The sequence below is a fragment of the Jezberella montanilacus genome, assembly GCF_003003055.1.
GTDB lineage: Bacteria > Pseudomonadota > Gammaproteobacteria > Burkholderiales > Burkholderiaceae_B > Zwartia > Zwartia montanilacus.
The window spans coordinates 1-18,955 of sequence record NZ_PVTV01000002.1 but is presented as its reverse complement, the minus strand read 5'-3'; the positions used below and the strand labels follow the sequence as shown (position 1 = coordinate 18,955).

Genomic DNA, 18,955 nt, shown 5'->3' with positions numbered 1-18,955 from the left:
GACAGGTTCGCCTATTGGAACCTAGCGTGATGACTTCATGTCTTGGGATCTACCAGCCGTGCCGTCGTCGGGTTATAGACCACCTCGGTAATCGATCCACCCCGAATACGCAGAACCGCTTCGTCAATCACATGGAGTGGCACCAGGAACCATTCCCTCGGCTTGACCGGATGTCCAAAGCGGTCTTCGATGGTCAAGTCGAGCTGCGCTGCGCCGAATAAGCGGTGGAAGATGTTTTCCAGCCTCGTGCGGTTCAAGTTGTGCAGCTTGTAGGTGGCAACCACCTCCACGTCGGCCAGCAAATAAGTGGCATCTTTTTCAGCGCCTGTGATGCGAGTCTCCACCTTGCCGCCGGTTACGCCGATCTTGTGGATCAGTTCACGGTGCTCGGCGATGAATGGATGATTGGACAGGCTGCGCAGCACATAGATGGTTCCGGTTTCAATATCATCAGGCTCCGGCGCATCGCCAAACAGTGGCCCCATGTCCGGGTCGGTCAGGCGGCGGCCAGTGTCGTCCTTATAGAGCGCCCGCTGTAGCGAGCGCCGTAGCAAATTACTTTCAGTACCGTTGGCGTAAATGACGCGTAGACGCGCATCACTTTCGCCATTCGGAGCCTTGATGGTTTCGCCGGTTTCAGCGACATAGGCGAGCTGCCCGCCGACGATGAAGTAGTTTCCATTGGCAATGCTTGTGTCGCGTCCGAAGCGCAACGTTATTCGAATGCCAGACTTCAGCTCCCGCTCCACCTGCTCAAACAGCGATTCGAACTTGTCAAAATCCGCACATGATGTACGGTCTGCGATTTCCTCCGCCGCACGCTTTTCAGTGCTGGAACGTACATGGCGTAGCACGGTGATGTCGTTTTGGTCGGCGGGTTCATGGCCAATACCCAGTTCGGCTAGCAAGGCGTCTTCGTCCAAGTCATCCACATTTGCCGAGGTGGTTGCCACACCAGCCAAGAGGCCAGGACTATCCAGCCCAGCCAGCAGGGTTTTCGCTTCCGGCAACTTGCGTAGTTGATCCAGACGCACGGCACACAGGCGCTCGAAGATGTCACGTTCCTCGCCATGCAGCGGGGCGCGGCCATGGGCCTGATGGAATCGCAGAATATCCTCAAAACCCGCAATGATTCGTTCCTCACGCGGGGTGCGGCTGGAGGCCTTGAGTGGGGTGACTTCTACCCCCAGAGCATCCAGCAACTCGTCATCATTCATATCAGCCATTGCCGGACTCTCCTTGCACCTGCGTTGCCTTGACCTGCGCACGGTAACGGGCCAGAGACGCCACGCCTTCGGCCATGCGTTTTTCCCATGCATCGGCAGAGTTGATATCTGGCAGGCGGCCACGCTCATTCTTGAACTGCAAGGCGCGTTTGGCCAGCTCACGGGCTTCATCTTCAGGAATGCTCACCTTCTTGGCGGCAATGCTGGCCTGAACTTGGCGCAGCGATTTCTCATCCATTGCTTTCGCCAGCACCGCATAGGCGGCATCGAAGGGATTGATGCGGTCGATCAGGTCAATGTCCAGGTCACGCACATTGACGAATTTTCGCACCCCATCCAGCAACGCCGTATTGCCCTGCGCCGTGCCGCTCCCGTTGGCATCGGCCTGGGCCAACGCCAATTTGGCCTGCTGGGTGATGTTCATGGCGGCGACGGCGTGTTGTCGGATAGCCTCCTGGTCGGTCTCGCTCAAGTCCGGGTAACGCTCCCGCACTATCTTGCCCATGCGTAGCTGGGTTATCTCTTCGGGCAGGGTGTTTTCCTTGTCGAACAGGCCGCGCTCCAGCACAGTCTTGTCCTGCAAGAAACTGGTGACGACTTCGTTCAAATCTTCCTTGCAGATGCGCGTAGCTTCCGAGCTTTGTGGAGTTGTCAGCCCATTGATCTCCACGTGATACTGGCCTGTTTCCTGATTTACACCGATGTTGTGTCCACCCTCCTTGTAGCCATCCTCGCCGTAATTGAAGCCTTCCTTCGGGCCAGCGTTTTTGGGGGTGAACTCATAGCGCGGGGCCAGTACCTGTTCCATCAGCAGGCTGGCAGAAATGGCTTTGAGCATGTCGTTAACAGCTTCGGCTACGGCGGATTGTTCGGCCGCAGGTTCTGCGATCAGGTTAGTGAAGCGCGATCGCTCCTTGCCCTCAGCATCACGAGTGGCGCGGCCAATGATCTGCACGATTTCAGTCAGGCTGCTGCGGTAGCCAATAGTCAATGCATGTTCGCACCAAATCCAGTCAAAGCCTTCCTTCGCCATGCCAAGCGCAATGATCACATCCACACTGTCGCGATTGTTCTTCTGCGTCGGGTCTTTCAACGCAGTGAGCACTTTGGAGCGTCTGGCTGGATCGCTGTCGTCCACCAAGTCCGCTACTTTCAGAGTACGTCCATCATGGGCCTGCACCAGATGGAAGCCGGTGGCCGGGTCGACACCTTTCCATTCACCCAAACCGTGCATGATTTCATTCACCTCGCGCTCCTTGTCTTTGAGGCTTTCACGGGCATTCACATTGGGAATATGGACGATGGTTTTCAGTGCCGGGTCCAAGACCTTGGCGATGGCATTAACGTAAGGGCCTGTGTAGAAGAAGTAGCCGATGTCCAGTGACTTGAGCCAACGATAGCCGTTGAGCTGCTCGTAGTAGGTGTAAGTGATCGTCTCGAATCTGGACTCATCCGCCGGACCCAAAACTGCCTCACTGTCGCCACGGAAATAGGAGCCGGTCATGGCCACCAGATGCACCTTGTCACGGACGATGAACGCGCCCAACTGACTACCCAGCTTGTTGTCCGGGTTGCTGGAGACGTGGTGGAACTCGTCAATGGCGATCAGGCGGTTATCGAACGCTTGGACACCCAACTCTTCCACCGCAAAGCGAAAGGTAGCATGGGTGCAGACTAGCACCTTGTCAGTGCTTTCAAGGAACTTGCGCACGGCATCTACCTTGGACTTCGCCACGCGCGGCTCGTCCACACCAGGCGCGTTGCACAGGTTCCACTGTGGCGCCACCTGCCAATCCCAATAGAATCCCTGCTGACTCAGGGGTTCATCAGCAAAGCTGCCGCCAATGGATCGCTCAGGCACTACGACAATGGCCTGCTGCAGGCCCTGGTTGTTGAGCTTGTCCAGCGCGATGAACATCAGCGCACGAGATTTGCCTGATGCCGGTGGCGATTTGATCAGCAGATACTGTTCGCCACGCTTGGCATAAGCGCGCTCCTGCATCGCGCGCATCCCCAGCGCGTTGGCTTTGCTAGAAGCGCCCGTGCGCGCCGTGGCGATGGACACCGATGGAACGGTGTAAGCGTTGGTCGGGTTGCTGACTTGCTCGCTCATGATGCTTTCTTCTCCCTTGTTGCTTTTATTGCAGGCTTTGCCTTGCCTGTTGCAGACGTCATCTTCGTATAAAGCTCAAACAGTTTTTCCAATCGCTCGGTATCGTTCTTGAAGCGGCGGCCGATGTAGATGCGCTCCAGCACTTCATCGTTACGTTCGTGCGCGCGGCGCAGGTTGTCTGGCATATTGACCGGGTTGTACAAATCGGCAATGGTGGCAGGAAAATGCGCGTCGCGCGCCAGCAGGATGTCCTCGGCGCATGTGGTAAGGTCATCCCTGTTCTGCTCGGTGAGTAGCGGCACTGGGAAAGTATTCCATCCAATGGTGTTGGAATAGCGATAACGCGTTTCGAGTTTGCCGCAGACAGTGCCAATCCAAATCAAATGCAGTCGGGAAGCAATAAGAGCCATGTTCCAGAGCGGGGCGTCGTAGAGGGCGAATGCCAGGTTACTAATGATCGTCCCCTTGGGCATATACCCAACTGGAAGGTAATCGCGTGACTCAGAGGAAACGCTCGGGACAATCACCACTGTCTCATCGCCCGTTTGGCGTCGCTCGTCGAACCGATGCGACCATTCTGCGCCCCGCTGCGTCGCAAGTTTGGTGCTGCTCAACCTCATTGAACGGACCATCTGCAGGCGCGGTCCAATGACAGGATGTGCGTGGGCATAAGCTGCGTCTTCATCCTCTATCCAGATACAAAAACGCTGCTTCCCGCCGATGAATTCTTCGGACCCAACTATCGGACGGATAAATCGCTCTTTGTCTTGCTGGCTTAGCCCAAGCGATTCCAGCTCATCTTGTGAAAATAATAGATGTCCGCCATCTACTGGCTTACTACCGAACATCATTTCAGAAATACTCGTGAGGGGCTTTGCTGACTTCTCAACGACCACTTGCTTCCCCGCCACCAAGTAGGCATTGATATTGTCAACTTCTTTGGCGTTGACATTCCCGTCTTCAGATACCGAGAACAGTTTTCGATTTCTCTGCGCAAAGCTGGCAATACCAACAATGATCACGGTCACACCAGCGTTGTGGCTGGCAAGATTCGTCCACTTGAAGGAAGTATAGGCAAAGGCAATCTCGTGCCCCGTAGCAAAGACCAATGGCCAGAGAATGGGCACTTGCTGCCCTTGGCAAATTGAATTGGTGGACACAAACGCGGCGGCGGCTTTGGTCTTAGTTCCGTAGTCTGCGGCCTTCATGAACCAACCCGCCACATAATCAAGAGATTTCCAGTTCTTGGTACGCGTGGTGAAAATGGCCTCCAAGTCAGCCTTCTGTTCATCAGTCTGCCAAGTGGAGCCAAGATACGGCGGATTGCCACAAATATACGTCTCTCCACCTTCGTTCTCGAAGTCGATTTTTGTCTGATTGAGCGGTGCGCTAAACAAATCATCAGCCACCAGTTTTACGCCCGTGCCTGTGGGCGGGCAGATGCTTAACCAATCCAGCCGCAGCGCATTCCCACAAACAATCCAGTTCTGTGCATCCAGCGGCAAAAACTCCGCCAGAGCATCCTTCTGCCCGCGATACAGCACATCGCATTGGAACTCGGCAATGATGAGCGCCAGGCGCGCAATCTCAGCCGGAAAATCGCGCAACTCAATACCCCGAAAGTTGGTTAACGGAATCTCGCTGCCCAGATGGAGTTCTCCCCTGCGGCGGTTGATTTCCGCCTCGATCTCGCGCATCTGTTTGTAGGCGATCACTAGGAAGTTGCCGGAACCGCAAGCCGGATCGAACACGCGGATACGCGCCATGCGTTTGCGCAGATTCAATAGCTTGCGCTCGTTATCACCGGCTTCGGTCAACTGCGCGCGCAGCTCATCCAGGAACAAGGGGCTCAACACTTTCAGGATGTTTGGCACGCTGGTGTAGTGCATGCCCAAGGCACCGCGCTCTTCGTCGTCGGCCACAGCCTGGATCATGCTGCCGAAGATGTCCGGGTTGATCTCTCTCCATTTCAGTCCGCCCGCGTGCAGCAGGTAGGTGCGCGCCATGCGCGTGAAGCGTGGCACGTCGGTACTGCCGGAGAACAGGCCACCATTCACATAGGGGAAGCCATTGGCCCAGTTCGGCAAACGAGGTTGGGCATTGGCGCGCTCGGCAATCTTGATATTCATGGCGCGGAAGATAGTTTCCAACACAGCATGGGTATTGGAGCCATCGCGCTCACCCATCTGCTCTACGGTCTGGATGAACAGGCCGGTGCCGTTGAAGATATCGGTACCATCGGCAAAAAAACAGAAAATCAAGCGCGCCATGAAATGGTTCATGTCGTGGCGACGCTCGTTCGTGGCCCAGTCCGGGTTTTCGCGCAGCAATTCGACGTACAGCTTGTTCATGCGCCCGGTCGCGCGCACGTCGATGGGGTTGTCCTTGATCTCCTTGATGGTGGAGATACCGGCCAGCGGCAGGAAGAAGCCGAAGTGGTTGGGGAAGTCCGGATAGTCGCAGGTCTTGGTTTCGCCGCCAGTCAGGTCTTCGGCCTCAAGCGTCTGCCCGTCAGTGGCGAGGATAAATTTGGCCTTGGCTTTTGTAGTGGCCGGGCTGGTGCGCAATGCCTTGAGGGTTTCGCCTACGGTGCCGACATCGCACACGGCGATATGGATGTTGTTCCGCTGGAGCACGCCACCAGACACATCCGAGGTGTTGTTGTTGCCTGCACGCAGGCGACTGAGGGCCGTGTCCTTATTACCGAAAGCGGCCAGGAACGCGAATGGGAACTCTGCCGCGTCGAAGGGCTGCAAAGCTAGTTCCGATATGGCTGCTTCGATTTCTACTGCATTCATGGGGTATCTTGCCTACGTGGCATCATTGCTTTCATTGCGTCACACATATTTATTCTTCTTCGTTGCACTTCTACCCCGCAGCAGGTTGAATGATGACCGGCGGCCTAATTCTGTCGCGAATCTCCTGGTACACCGGAATACCTGATCCGATTCCCACCTCAAGAGAAACACAAACTGCAAACCGAATTTTTCCCGTAAGGTCACCGGCGTCAGCCGCACAATTAACCTTGCACTCGAACCGGTTGCCATCGACAAATGCAACTGCATCCTCACCCTCAAGAATTTCGTGCTGTACAGAGCCGCGTAGTGCGGCCTTGTCATGCACACTGTTCATTCGCTTGATTCGAAGCTGGTCTTGCGGCGGCGTTATCCAGAGTTTGGCGCGGCGATAGCCCTGATGTGTACAGTTGATTGGTGACATCCATGCCAATGTCACCGTTAAACGACGCCACGCAATCTTGCCGGCCAATGTCGGTGGCAGCGGTGCAGAAAACACAAAGGCCTCATCCGCACCCAACTCTCCTACACCAAGCAACGTTGCGCGCTCGGCCGCACAGCTAATCGCCCGCTCGACATCAACGGGACCGTACCCTAGCCATCGCGTCACCAAGTCCTTCTGGGCCGCATGCCTCGCGACGCCATGGATGGACTCGAACTCGGGATGTTCCGCCAGCAGCCGTTCCGGCCAGTCGCCCCATTGCGCGCCATGAACCAACAATGCTTTGAGCAGCACCGCGTCGTATACGCTTCCCGGCGCGTCCTCCGCCTCGGCACGCAGCGATTCGAGCATGTCATAGGCTTGCACGGCAGCTCGACTGGCAAGCGCAGCGGCGTTGCTGGTGCCCCGCGTGTACGCGGTTGCGGCCAGTGTTTCACCTTGTAGCGGAGGTACCGCAACGCGATGGCCTGGTGCCACTCCTGCCGTTACGGCATCCAGCACACTTGCGGCGGGATTGGCCTGCATCCTTGCGCGATAAAGCACACGCCCTCCCGGCATCAGGATGTCCGGTTTGATGGCTCGACGGAAACCATGCCCAACCCGCGACAGCGGGCTGAGCCCACCGGCCTGGAAGAGGTCGTAGCGGCCTGGCACCACGGGCGGATTTGCCTGGTCGGCGTGCAAGGCACCGACAGTCAGCACATTCAGTGCCTCCGCAGGCGCCAGCAGACGCCGCTCTGCATGCTCGGTGGTCATCGCAGTGAATGCCAATGCTGATCGCTGTTCGGCTGTCAGTCCTTCCAAAGTATGACTCGGCGTATCCAGACTCAGTGGCCGCATGTCGTTACCCGCACTAACAATGAACAGCACGGAATACCGGAACGAAAGCCAGTCCAGCAGGCGCGCCCACGGTGACATCTGGCGTTCAAACAAGCGAGCTTCGTCGCCGATCGACAAGTTGATGACACGCACCGACGGAGCTACTGCAGGCTCCTGACCTTCTCCCACGCAAATGCGTTTGACTGCTCGGTGAATCAAGTCGATCAGCAATACATCGTCCGGCGTGTGTTCGCGCCGGCGCGCGTTGAAGTTGTCATTGGAATCAGGACGCAGGACGGGGCGCACATAGAGGCGACGTTGCAGAGGTTCGGCGGCACCGTCCAATTCGCCGTGCAAAATCAGAGAGGCCATGGCAGTGCCGTGAACCCGGTCCTTGGCCGCGTAGTTTCCTTCCCAGCCATCTGGGTCATCCACCAGCAGCCGCCCTTGTAGCTGCGCATGATTCTGCAAAGGCAACCCGTCGAGCAGTGCTACGACCGGCGGCAGCTCTGAGACTCCAGCCGCCACAGCTTGCGGAAATACATCTGCCTCGTTCACGCCATCCGTTATTGATTGCGCTTTGGGCCGGAAGAACATGATTCGGTCGGACAACACCAACTCAGGCGTCTCGCCAGCCATGACACGGGTAACGGCTTGCGCAGGCAACTCCACAAGAAACCCGTGGTAGGCGATCTCGCCAATCAGCGCACGACGCAGAATCTGCCCGCCAAGACTTTGGACCAGAGTCTCGATTTCCGAACGGGCCGCGTCATTCTTCTGCTGTGAGACGAAGCACCACGCCTCGATCTCAAACCGGATAACCTGCAAGCCATCGTCGATACAGTTCTGCCAATACTGGCGAACATCTTGATCAATACGGTCCGCTACGCTCCAATGGCGAATATTGCGCAACTGTCCAAACATGTTGCGAAACTTATTCAGTCCTCGATCGAACTGCGCGGCAGGGTCATTCTGGTAACGGGTCCAAAGCGACAGCAACTGCGTGAGCGCCGCCTGATTGCTCGCAAGCAAGAACAGGCGTCCCGAAAAAGCCTTGTCTTCCTTGCCTTGGATGAAAAAATCGTTGTCCGGCGTAATTTGGTCCTCAGCCCATTCAACGAGCCATTCCAGTCCAGGTATCTTCGCAACGGCCTTGGCGAAGTCCTCCACCGTGCCCGCAACTTCCAGAACCAGGATCAGTTCTGGGTTCTCCATCGGCGCCGTCTGTTGCAGCTTTAGGCGTTGTGCATCGAAAGCCTGTTGCAGCACGGTGAGCTGTGGGGCGATGCGAGAACGCTGGCGTGCAATATCAGGAATATGCACCTTGCCTCCTCCGCCGGGGAGGAGGTTTCGATCAGCGGGTGTCGGTTCGGGAAAAAATAGAAGTGGGAAATTTCCTGTTGCCATCCGTTGACCATCCCTTGTTATTGTTTGTTATTGGTTGATGGTAAATCGCGCTTGCCATTGCTTGAGTCGTGCCGTCACGATGCGCTTCAGATTCGAATCAGGAAGAGCCAAAACGTAGCGACGCTGGATGTCCTCACAAAACTGCTCCAAGTCTGAAAAACTGGAAGCTTGAATCTTTGCAGCCAAGGTTTTCGGGGAGAAGCCGAGCGGGGCATCCAGGCGAGCCTGAAATCGCGTGAACCATTCTTCTTTCTGCGCGAGAGTCGGCGCAGGCAACGAGAGCCGCAACTGAAACCGCCGCCAAACAGCGCGGTCAAGCAATTCAGCATGATTGGTGGCGGTCACGACCACGACATGACTAGGCAAAGCGTCGATCTGAAGCAGGAGCGAACTGACAACACGCTTGATTTCCCCGGTTTCGTGGACATCGCCGCGTTCCTTGCCAAGCGTGTCGAACTCGTCGAAAAACAGCACGCATTGGTGCGTCCGAACAAAGTCAAACAAACGCTTCAATCGGCCACTGGTTTCACCCAAGAAACTGCCAATAACCGCTTCATAACGCACGACAAAGAGTGGCACGAGCAACTGCGCAGCGATCGCTTCGGCGAGCGAAGTCTTACCATTGCCAGGAGGACCAGAAAGCAACACACGATTCCTTGGCTCCAAGCCATAAGAACGCAGGATGTCCTTGCGATGCTGCTCTTCCACCAGTTCGCGGCATGCCTCAAGTGTCGAGCTTTCCAGAAACAATGCTTCGAGGGCACGGCGTGGCTCCACTTCATACAGTAAGCCGCCATGACCGCCGTCAAATGAACGTACAACCTCCGGTGCGCGTGGTCGCCCGTTAGCAGCCTGCAGATTTTCTTCAAGCTTGTCAGCAAGCTGGTGATGATGCTTGGCACGCTCTTCCGCCGCCATCGCTTCCACGGTCGTGCGCAACAGTTGCTGATCGCCCTGACTCCCCGCTTTGACGAGACTAACTATGAGGTCAGCTCGTGACATATGTCCACCTCTCGCAACAATAAATTCATGTATCCCTGTACTTTCTCAGGCCGCAACCCGAATTGAACAATGACCAGCTTTTCGACCTGGCTTCACGACGATCTCGACTTGCTGATTTAACGCAAGGAGAGCCTGCATCAGGCGCTCCAATGAAATCCCGCGAAGCTTGTAGTTTCTGATCGCTGAAACTTTAGGCTGAGGCATCCCTAGCAACTGCGCCGCTGCACTTTGACTTAGCCCACTCTCATCAAGTAATGCGTTGAGCCTGGATGCCAGTGTTGCTTTGACCGATCCATCGTGACTTGTATCAGAGAACTCATTGAGCAATTGACCACTTCCCACATGTCCCAAAGATGACAAGGGCACGAGATCACGGGGCGCATTCGGGGTATTTTTAGGCCCACCTTCCTTAACTTGGCGACGATTCGGCATGGCTGCATTTACTCCATGAATCAATGGCAAATTATACCTATATGGATATTGGAATTGCAAGGTAAATTGCCGTTGCTGATTCAGTCTATTGACAACCACCCAAAATTGGGAACTGAAAGCGCATTTGGTGTAAGCGTCCGGTCAACAACGCACTAGCCATTCTCCGATGATCTCGCCAGAATAGGTGTCAACCTAAAAATAAGCGAACATGCAATGCTCTGAGCACCGCACTGAGGGTTTCAACCGGCACTGTGCCGTGAACCAAGACCTTTGCCGGGCCAACAATAATCTCTAAGTGCGCCCCGAGTATAGGCGCGCTAATAGGAGCAGGCTGCGCTGCAATTTGAACGGGCACGAAACTTGGGTTAGCACTTTTTTCGCCAAGTTCACCCCGACGGTATTGCCAGCGCCAAGTATGTAGTAAATTTGAGTTGATGTTATGGGCGCGAGCGACCGCCGCAATCGAAGCTTCAGAAGATAATGACTCAAAAACGATTTTTCGTTTTTCTTCAACTGAGCGATTTTTGCGAACAGGTTTAAGTGGCTCGATCCAGTCCAAACCTAAGGCAGGCATAGATTTTTCTATCATCTCAAGTGTCCATTAAGAACTTAATGGACGCTATGGTGACTAGATTTGAGAGAGATTTCTAGGCGGTACTGACCGGACCGTTACCTTTGTTCGAACGAAGCTTTATTTCAATGTCGTAGCCCAATCGTGTCAAACAGTCCACCAGTTTGCGCTCAGAAAGATTAATAAGTCGCTGCGCGTAATATCAGAGACTATAGGCTAGATAGCAGATTTGCCATGTGTTGCTCTATTGCCAATGCTAATAACTACAGTGGCTTTGATAAAAATTGCTTCACCAGCATAAACTAAACACAGGGGTAGCGTACGGTATTCACCGGACCGTTACGTAGTTTTTACAATTTAAGAAACCAAAAAAACTGTCAAATTGCGTGGTGCTTGGGTCATCGGTCACTATGTCTATAGCAGCGCCCTTTGACCTCAGATTCACCAATACCTCGCTCGCCGGATGTTTATCCTTGGGGTCGATCAAGTGATTTGAAGTAATTACATACCGAATACACAAATCACCAATTTTCGCGTTGTAATCATGCTTTGATCCATGATGTGGAATTGTGACTGTATCGATCTGTGACAAGTAGTTATTAAAACTTGACTCGAAAGCTGTATATGCTTTTGAAGTTTTCAAGTTTGCATCACCTGTGCCTAACCATCCTATTCCGTCCCTCATACAGCACCGGCAGCCTAAATTCCTCTCATTGGGCTGGAAGGTAGCGCGTGCAACATATATGTCTTTAATAGGTCCTGAGAACATAGAAAGATTAGTAGCATTTTGTTTTGCAGTTCCTATTGAAGTAAAGCATTTTTTCAAAGTTTCCCAATTGGCATTAATCCATTTGTTATCTCGTAAACATGCCTTCAACTGCGCCTCATTCAATGCCAGTTCGGTTGCAATCTCTTTAACTATCGCTGCGACATACTGTGAATTATCCTCTACATGGAATTTAAATCGCCATATTGGTACACCATCTAAAAAAATAGCACTAGGTGTGCTCTGATTGGAGATTCCGATGCCAATTGATAGGCCATTTCCAGCACGTGGAATACTAGCTTCATCCGAGCTATTGCCGTTTTCAGCAGAAATTTGCACAAGTTGCGCATCGGATCCTAGATCGGTTAGCCAAACCTCAGGGGTGAGAATCAGACTCGAAAAAACAATCCACTCCTCTACACCAATTGCTGCAAGGTATGCCAACACTAAAGATTTTGCCTCTTCGGACAAATAGGGAATTACCAAATGTTTTATTTTGAATCGCTTTAATAATTCTGGAATACCCTTTATATGATCAGCATGGAAGTGTGAAATAACTAACATGTCTATTTCCTTCCCACTCCCCTCCAAGTCTACATTCTTTTCATATCGATCAATTTCGCGCTCTATTACCCGTCCTTGCTGAGCACCACAATCGTATATGTAACGATATAAATACCTCTCAATATCAATAGTGGCTGTGTGAAAGAAACCGTGGCCGACCGACCATTGTTGGCGTCTATGTATGAAATTCATATCCAATTAACATCCCCTACTCTTTATCTACTGAATCATTACAAAATCAGATGATCTAACAAGAAACTAGGTCTGGCAGTTTTATGCTTCGGTTCTAGGAAACTCATGTCTAATCGAAACTATCGATCAAGTTTAGTCGAATGGCCTACGCGATAGCTGTCCATTCAGGTGTGATTTCGATATGCGACTCAAGCGCGGTTTGGGAACTTTGGCTAATCATGACACTATCTTCGATTTTTATTTTCTCGGTTACTGATCCTACAATCAGTACATCCTTCATTTCTTTCAACGCTCCGATTTTTTCACTTTATAACAGTACCCGGACTACTCCATAACATTGGGTTTCGGTGCATTAATGCAGTTGATTTTAATTGCCCCTCACTAGGCAAGGTTACTTCAGCAAATGCCCATCTAACTTCAGAAATTGCATCAGTTAGTAGTTTGGCATAAAACCTGTCAATCACCCTATGCATAAGCACTTGCCTCATATGGCTAATCCGAGAGGATCAACGTGCGTCAGGCCGAATGGTCTCTGATCAATCGTTTGGCGATATTTCTGAGACTAAAGAATGCATTACATATAAATGCTGCTAACTCTAACTAACGATCCATCTCCAAATCCGATCCTTGGTCAAGATGAACGTAATCCAGCGTAACGTCTTTTGGGCGAGAACGACTAAGCATAAGGCTGAGCAGATCCGATTGATCACGATCTGCGAAAACACGCAGTTCCTGTCTGTGACGGCTAGCAGCAACATAAGCCCATTCCCGGTCGCTCATCGATTCCGACAACATAATCAGAGCATTATCTAACGTCTGACCCTGTGCCTTATGCACGGATAACGCATATCCATGATCAAGATGGTTGTATTTGCCTGACGAAAAACTAACCTGCCTGCCGGAATCAGTCTGAACCGTAAATTGAATATCGCCTCGCGCACTAATTTGCCAACCAGTTAGGCTGCCAGTTTGACCATTTTTTACGGCGATTGCTTTGTTATTTCTCGTGAAAACCACTCTATCGCCGATCGCGAATTGACGCTCTCCAGCTTCTGTATTGACGGTTATTTCGGAGCGCAAGGCGTTTTGCTCCTTCAGACGATTCCGCGCCAATTGATTCAACTGATAGACCTCCGCGCGTGTTCCAGCGAGCATCATAGTTTCAGATGGGTTAGCGATGTCTCTCAGCTCATCCCACATCGCAATCATCTTATTGAATAGGTCATTCTTTGAATGTATCTGCAACAGACCACGTTCGTGCAAGCCGGTAAGAACCTCGCTAGTTCTTCCCGAAATGACGTCGTGAATCATCTGACGATCTGCTGACTTCTCCTGCCTACGTATTTGTTCTAATTTAACGCTCCCTAAGCGTTCAGCTAAAGCCCTGAATATTGTCCCTGCATCGATTGGCTGAAGTTGCATGTAGTCACCCACTAGCACCGCTTTAGCTCTAGCTTCATGAACATGTGAAAGCAGTCGCTCCATCTGCCGACTACCTATCATCCCTGATTCATCTAACACCACCACATCCGAACTGTTTAACTTTCTCTGCCCTTTATCAAGTTGTAGCAAAAGACTATGCAGCGTCTGGCTAGGGATGCCGCTGCCTTGTTCAAGAGAATCAGCTGCCTTACCGGCAAGCGCTGCTCCAAGAACCGAATAGCCTGCCCGCTCCCAGCAATCCTTGGCAGCCCTCAAGAGATAGGACTTTCCGGTTCCCGCCATACCCTGGACAACTTTGACGGCACCAACACACTCGGTAATGTGCTTCAAGGCAAACCGTTGTTCGTCACTTAAGGTTGGAAATGCAGCTATAGCCTGAGCGCAGTCCACTGAATGTTCGGTTTCGGTTTGACGTGAGGCTGCTTGGGCCACCAGGCTAGTCTCCAAGTCCCGCATTTCTCTTGTCGTATACCGTGTTGTCGTACGCCGTTGTTCCTTACCATCCCGAAGCTCGATCAACCCGACTTTGCTCGGGTCAGCGACTCGACTTATTAGGGTGTCCTCAATCAATTTTTCTACCTGAGCTGCACCAAGTCGGCCCTGCGCCTCAATCGCAAGCGCGGCTTCGAGTTGCATGATCGTAAATGTTGAAGAGCTCTCAGTCAGCGTACGAAGGACGCTATCGATATCTACCTTGTCGTTAGGCTCTGACTTACCCAACGTGTTTTGCTCGGTGACCGATACTCCGACAAACCCGAGCTCAGATGCCTCTTCACGCCAAGCCTCATGCAAGCCAGCTCTCGCAACGGCTACTTTCGCTTCGCGAGTCGCCAAGGCGGCAATGCTTGCAGCCTTAGCTCCGATATATCCCGTGGCCTGCATGCTTTGTAGGATCTGATTACGCCGTTTTGAAAAATTATCACACACCGACTGATCGACACCAGTCACTCGAAATGACTTTTGCTCGCGCTCTATCTGATAACCGGCCTGCTTTAACCGCGAAGCAAGCTCCGCTCGGTAAATCGCTCCAGCTGCCATTTTGTAGCGTGAATCAAAATCGATTGCTGAAAACGTCCCATCCCCACGTGCGGCCAAATTTGCGGCCAGCACATGGCTGTGCAACTGAGGATCTAGCTCTCGACTACTGCCGTGCTGAAATACTGCTGCCAACAATCTATCAACGCTAGAGGCACCCAGCCTGTCGCGACTTGAGAATGCCCTACTTTGCAAATAGACCATCGCCGAACGCACTGCCTCATCATGCGCAACCGCGAACAATTCACGCTTTTCAACGTCCGCCACTGCCCAAAGCACACTTACGCTTTTGGGTGCAGAAAAGGTTAAATCCCAGCCCGCCTTATGCTGAGCGCCGGCATTGCTGGCTAACGGCTCGTTTGTCAGAGGATGAAACCCTTGAAACATTGCTCGGAGCTGACCCTTTTGAACGTCGCCAAATAGGAGTAAGTCTTTAGCAAGCTCGCCGAACCACTGGCCAGCGGGCTCAAGACCAACTTGGTAATAGTCATCTTGTGCGAGTTGCTCATAATACGCGGCCACGTCAGAGTTTGCCGCGCCTATTGCTTTTAGGCTCAACATTACAGCGCTGCCTCTGGTTCAAACGTCGCTTCAGACTCAGACTGAATCTGGTTCGACTTTTCATGCTGAAACTGCAAAACGAACTCAGTGATTTTCTCCGCATCTCCGGCCGCGCGAAATATTTCATTATGGTCTTGCTGCAGTACTTTGATCCAACTGCCGATGTACGCAGCATGATTTATCGGATCATTGGGGATACCTAGCCGCGATGCCACAAAGAAACTGGCAAGCTCAGCGCGAAGCTCTTCACGCGCGTAGTCCTCTGTTCCAAACCGATTACTTATTTCGCGACCTAGTCTACTTTCATGACCGGTCCAGTGTCCCAGTTCATGTAATGCAGTCGCGTAATATTTTGTAGCATCAGAAAATATCGAACGGGGTGGCAAATGAATGTCATCGGACGTCGGAGAATAGAACGCTCGCGCCTCTTGGTCATGATAAATACTTGCACCGGAACCAATAAGAATTCGCTCGGCTTGATCCTCTGGAACCCAATTAGGCTGAATGGGAACGACCTCGGGCATTCCTTCAATTTGTTGAGCGTTAAATATATGTACGTAAAAAACCTTCGGAATAGTCAGACGGTCACGAATAACTTGACCTGCCTCTTCCTTTGCGGTTTCCTCCCATTTCCAATACTCAACGACGGCCGCCTTCTGTCCCTTTTTTACTTGCCAGCCCGCAGCTTGTGCCTGCTTATAGGTGCACCACCGTGGGTCAGCATAGCCATGGCACTGCAACCAGAGACTATTTCCGCCTGTGTATGGTCGACCTGTAATCGCGTTATGGACTCGACCGAGTATTTGGACGTTTTCATCCCATGGCTTAATCCTTGGAGCCACGCCAGATTCAAGTTGCTCGATTATTCGGTCTGTGAGCTGCTTGCGATAATCAACGGGGTTCATGAGTGCCCCCTTTCGCAGTGTCAGAAAAATCGGATAAATCCTCTGCGGCAATGTTAAGCGTCGTTCCAGTAGCAGCCATTTTTGATAGCTCACTCGAAGATGCAAGCCGCAGCTTTAGATGCGGCTTGAGATTCTTTACTTGCGGTTCATCAATCTTTCCACGCGGATCTTGATTCTCGCTGCTTGGCCGTTCTGAATTATTTGAATTCAGCAACCATGATGCAGGCACTGACGATGGCCGTAATTTCGGGATCTCACTGAAAGGCCAATCCAACATAGCTACGTCATTAAAGCCTAGCACTAGCGCTCGAACACCATTTTTTGTTGGACCTAAGTCCTCTCCAAGCTGAGCGGGCTCAATGACCAGTGGATATTCCCGCTGAGGTGGTTCAACCTTACCTTTATGAACAATGACGCGATCAACAGTGCGAGTACCGATTATCTCTTTTGCAAGTATGTTTGCTGTTGAGCCAGGATTCACCCGTACAACGATTTGGGTACCGACCATACTGGTCCAGCTGTCTGCGGTATGTTCACCGTATAGATTTTTAATCTGTTCTGTGTCCTGGGCACCAATGACAACTCTGACGCCTTTCGATCTACCTATTTCTAGCAGAGGCGAGAAATCTTTGATTAAGCCAAGCTGAGGAAATTCATCGAGAAAAAACCATAAGCGACGCTTATTACTATCGGGGAACTGCGGCGAGTTTATTCGTGAAGACACCAACGTCAGCACCGATTGAAGGTACGCCCGAGCAAGTTCAATATAGCGCCCAGACCCTTGTAGCACAATCGTTCGACGTTTCGGTGACTCGGTCATCAGCCAATTAGAAAATGAGAACATTTTCTTGGGTTCCGCTGCGCCCCATGCTGCTGCAAGTGTTCCAACCATACTCAAATTCGAACCAAGATTGATGAGCACTGATTGAGTCGTTTTTCCTGGGGACTCGAATAAGTGTCGCGCCTCGGGCATGTATAGTTTTACAGTCTGCATCAACTCATCCTGCGAACCGCAGGCTTTTGAATACAGCGATGCCCATGTCCAAACACCAGGTTGCTCACGTTGCAACCGAATGATGACTGCGGTCAGAATCTGCCGGGCAGACATATGCCACAGCGGATCGTGGCCATCAGCGATAAGCCTAGCGGCCAACTCACGTGCATCCTGTTGATTTCTACAATCCTTGGCTACGTCCCAAACTACTGAGCGACTATCCCAGGGTGCGACAAGAATAAAAGGGTCTGGAAGCCACGAAGTGAAGTCACCTTTGTTATCAAAAATAATCAACTTATCGCCGCGTGCCCGCGCTGCTCGGATCCACGGAATCAATATTTGGGTTTTGCCGCCTCCCGGAGATCCCCAAACCAAAGTGTGGCGGGTCTCCCGGTCGATGGATAACTGCCAGTTAAAACTTGGATGGAGTCGCAATCCAGGTTCCGATGCTTCGGCTAGAATTTTTGCTCGTCTTGCCATGAACCTTAGAGCAGCCTGGCCTTCGTGCAATTGACGCCCCGCGATATGCCTCTCAGTGAGTTGCCCTCGTGAACCGATATAGCCGACGAGAATACCGAACAGACCAGCAGCTGCTAATGCCACGTAGAATCTGCTAACTAACATCCAAGGTTGGACTGGATCTCGTAACTGCGCAAGATAAAAAAGGTATCCGTGCCCTCTGTCCTTGAAAATCAAGGGGATCAGCGAGTTGATTTCCATCGAGAGCCATCCAAGCAAATGGTCTAGATAATTTCCCATTTTGAATGGAAATGGTATCTGCCACAGCAGCCACGACAAGCCCACAAAAATAATTACTGATGTTAAACAACCCAGTATCAGACCAAAGCCAAGATCGCCAGGCAATCTTTTTTCTCCTTTATGCATGATTGTCTCCGTCGTGAGGCTGAGCAAGTGCTAGCACTTGCTGCAACATCGAGACTATCTGACTGGACTGTGCATCTAATCGCTGGATTATGCGCTGCTCAAGTACCATCAGCTGGTCATCTTTTTGTCGATCATCAAAATAATTTCGAAGGGAAAGACGAACGACATCAGCCTCTGAGGTCTTTAGTCTTTCTGACTCTGACGCTAGTAATGAGTAGAGGCCAACGGAGAATCGAAATGTCTTTGCAACGGTTTTATCAATCATAGATTTGCTCCTTTGTGGGTGACAAATCAATGTTAGTGATGGACCTCCAATTAGGGAATAGCACGTTCCGGTATCATCAAAGTACTTGGTGACACTTAAGAAATATAAAGAAACTCACAGGTAATATTTTCTCTAAAAAATTTATTTTTATTTTTTGTATACGGTGTATCTCACTCGCAACACAAACGTGTTTACGATCTTCTAAATCTCATGTTTACAGCGTGTTCAATCGATTGCAAATGCTTCACACCAAATTATGAAGGAGCCCGCGGTTCTAATTTGTAGACAGCGTACTCGCTAGGTTGCATAAGGCTGCTAGAGGTTACTAGGTGCAAGATATGCACCTGACGTTGCCAGTTTGGGCGTCAGGTGTGGGCATAAACATTTCGGTTGCTGCCGCTTGAAACTAATCACGCTAATTTCGACGTTCGTCAGCCTGAGGCTGACCTGCCCTGGGATTTTCAGACCACGCGAAATTAGAGACAATGGCTCCTTGACAGCAAGGAGCAGTGATGAAGAAAGCACGATTTACGGACGA

Annotated in this window: 13 protein-coding genes; all 13 read right to left on the bottom strand. The window is 51.8% G+C overall.

Features of this window, described 5'->3' with window-relative positions:
* Positions 1-35 precede the first annotated feature (35 nt).
* The 13 genes from BCM14_RS00545 to BCM14_RS00490 all read right to left on the bottom strand — a co-directional run bounded on the left by BCM14_RS00545 (position 36) and on the right by BCM14_RS00490 (position 18,417).
* On the bottom strand, positions 36-1,226 hold the full coding sequence (locus BCM14_RS00545; protein ID WP_106226058.1) for a GIY-YIG nuclease family protein: 1,191 nt from the start codon (positions 1,224-1,226) through the stop codon (positions 36-38).
* The gene (locus BCM14_RS00540) at positions 1,219-3,339 is read right to left on the bottom strand and encodes a DEAD/DEAH box helicase (RefSeq protein ID WP_106226057.1); all 2,121 of its coding nucleotides are present in this window, start codon (positions 3,337-3,339) and stop codon (positions 1,219-1,221) included. The genes BCM14_RS00545 and BCM14_RS00540 overlap by 8 nt, the downstream gene beginning before the upstream one ends.
* Positions 3,336-6,137: a class I SAM-dependent DNA methyltransferase gene (locus BCM14_RS00535; protein WP_106226056.1), complete on the bottom strand. Its 2,802-nt coding sequence runs from the start codon at positions 6,135-6,137 to the stop codon at positions 3,336-3,338. Before BCM14_RS00535 ends, BCM14_RS00540 begins: the two co-directional genes overlap by 4 nt.
* A 70-nt stretch (positions 6,138-6,207) precedes the next feature.
* Positions 6,208-8,802 carry a S8 family peptidase gene (locus tag BCM14_RS00530; protein WP_106226055.1) on the bottom strand — a complete coding sequence of 865 codons (2,595 nt, stop codon included), beginning with the start codon at positions 8,800-8,802 and terminating at the stop codon, positions 6,208-6,210.
* 27 nt (positions 8,803-8,829) lie between these two features.
* Positions 8,830-9,804, bottom strand: a complete 975-nt coding sequence (locus BCM14_RS00525; RefSeq protein ID WP_106226054.1) for an AAA family ATPase — start codon at positions 9,802-9,804, stop codon at positions 8,830-8,832.
* A 45-nt stretch (positions 9,805-9,849) separates the two neighbouring features.
* Positions 9,850-10,236, bottom strand: coding sequence for a helix-turn-helix domain-containing protein (locus tag BCM14_RS00520; protein WP_106226053.1), 387 nt, complete (start codon positions 10,234-10,236; stop codon positions 9,850-9,852).
* A gap of 187 nt (positions 10,237-10,423) precedes the next feature.
* Positions 10,424-10,825, bottom strand: coding sequence for an IS66-like element accessory protein TnpA (tnpA, locus tag BCM14_RS00515; protein WP_259673321.1), 402 nt, complete (start codon positions 10,823-10,825; stop codon positions 10,424-10,426).
* Between the two features lie 310 nt (positions 10,826-11,135).
* Positions 11,136-12,329, bottom strand: a complete 1,194-nt coding sequence (locus BCM14_RS00510; RefSeq protein ID WP_106226051.1) for an MBL fold metallo-hydrolase — start codon at positions 12,327-12,329, stop codon at positions 11,136-11,138.
* Between the two features lie 145 nt (positions 12,330-12,474).
* The gene (locus BCM14_RS15195; RefSeq protein WP_259673320.1) at positions 12,475-12,609 is read right to left on the bottom strand and encodes a hypothetical protein; all 135 of its coding nucleotides are present in this window, start codon (positions 12,607-12,609) and stop codon (positions 12,475-12,477) included.
* Positions 12,610-12,929: 320 nt separating this feature from the next.
* The gene (gene mobF / locus BCM14_RS00505) at positions 12,930-15,368 is read right to left on the bottom strand and encodes a MobF family relaxase (RefSeq protein ID WP_106226050.1); all 2,439 of its coding nucleotides are present in this window, start codon (positions 15,366-15,368) and stop codon (positions 12,930-12,932) included.
* Complete coding sequence (locus BCM14_RS00500; RefSeq protein WP_106226049.1) at positions 15,368-16,273, bottom strand: ArdC family protein; 906 nt, start codon at positions 16,271-16,273, stop codon at positions 15,368-15,370. The genes mobF and BCM14_RS00500 overlap by 1 nt, the downstream gene beginning before the upstream one ends.
* Positions 16,260-18,152 (bottom strand): type IV secretion system DNA-binding domain-containing protein, encoded by a 1,893-nt coding sequence (locus BCM14_RS00495; protein WP_106226048.1) that lies wholly within the window; start codon positions 18,150-18,152, stop codon positions 16,260-16,262. Before BCM14_RS00495 ends, BCM14_RS00500 begins: the two co-directional genes overlap by 14 nt.
* Complete coding sequence (locus tag BCM14_RS00490) at positions 18,145-18,417, bottom strand: hypothetical protein (protein WP_106226047.1); 273 nt, start codon at positions 18,415-18,417, stop codon at positions 18,145-18,147. The genes BCM14_RS00495 and BCM14_RS00490 overlap by 8 nt, the downstream gene beginning before the upstream one ends.
* Positions 18,418-18,955: the final 538 nt, after the last annotated feature.

What these genes read in the sequence shown, in the direction of transcription:
- BCM14_RS00545 (WP_106226058.1), bottom strand. Translation starts at nt 1,226, where the DNA reads ATGGCTGATATGAATGATGACGAGTTGCTGGATGCTCTGGGGGTAGAA.
- BCM14_RS00540 (WP_106226057.1), bottom strand. Translation starts at nt 3,339, where the DNA reads ATGAGCGAGCAAGTCAGCAACCCGACCAACGCTTACACCGTTCCATCG.
- BCM14_RS00535 (WP_106226056.1), bottom strand. Translation starts at nt 6,137, where the DNA reads ATGAATGCAGTAGAAATCGAAGCAGCCATATCGGAACTAGCTTTGCAG.
- BCM14_RS00530 (WP_106226055.1), bottom strand. Translation starts at nt 8,802, where the DNA reads ATGGCAACAGGAAATTTCCCACTTCTATTTTTTCCCGAACCGACACCC.
- BCM14_RS00525 (WP_106226054.1), bottom strand. Translation starts at nt 9,804, where the DNA reads ATGTCACGAGCTGACCTCATAGTTAGTCTCGTCAAAGCGGGGAGTCAG.
- BCM14_RS00520 (WP_106226053.1), bottom strand. Translation starts at nt 10,236, where the DNA reads ATGCCGAATCGTCGCCAAGTTAAGGAAGGTGGGCCTAAAAATACCCCG.
- tnpA (WP_259673321.1), bottom strand. Translation starts at nt 10,825, where the DNA reads ATGATAGAAAAATCTATGCCTGCCTTAGGTTTGGACTGGATCGAGCCA.
- BCM14_RS00510 (WP_106226051.1), bottom strand. Translation starts at nt 12,329, where the DNA reads ATGAATTTCATACATAGACGCCAACAATGGTCGGTCGGCCACGGTTTC.
- BCM14_RS15195 (WP_259673320.1), bottom strand. Translation starts at nt 12,609, where the DNA reads ATGAAGGATGTACTGATTGTAGGATCAGTAACCGAGAAAATAAAAATC.
- mobF (WP_106226050.1), bottom strand. Translation starts at nt 15,368, where the DNA reads ATGTTGAGCCTAAAAGCAATAGGCGCGGCAAACTCTGACGTGGCCGCG.
- BCM14_RS00500 (WP_106226049.1), bottom strand. Translation starts at nt 16,273, where the DNA reads ATGAACCCCGTTGATTATCGCAAGCAGCTCACAGACCGAATAATCGAG.
- BCM14_RS00495 (WP_106226048.1), bottom strand. Translation starts at nt 18,152, where the DNA reads ATGCATAAAGGAGAAAAAAGATTGCCTGGCGATCTTGGCTTTGGTCTG.
- BCM14_RS00490 (WP_106226047.1), bottom strand. Translation starts at nt 18,417, where the DNA reads ATGATTGATAAAACCGTTGCAAAGACATTTCGATTCTCCGTTGGCCTC.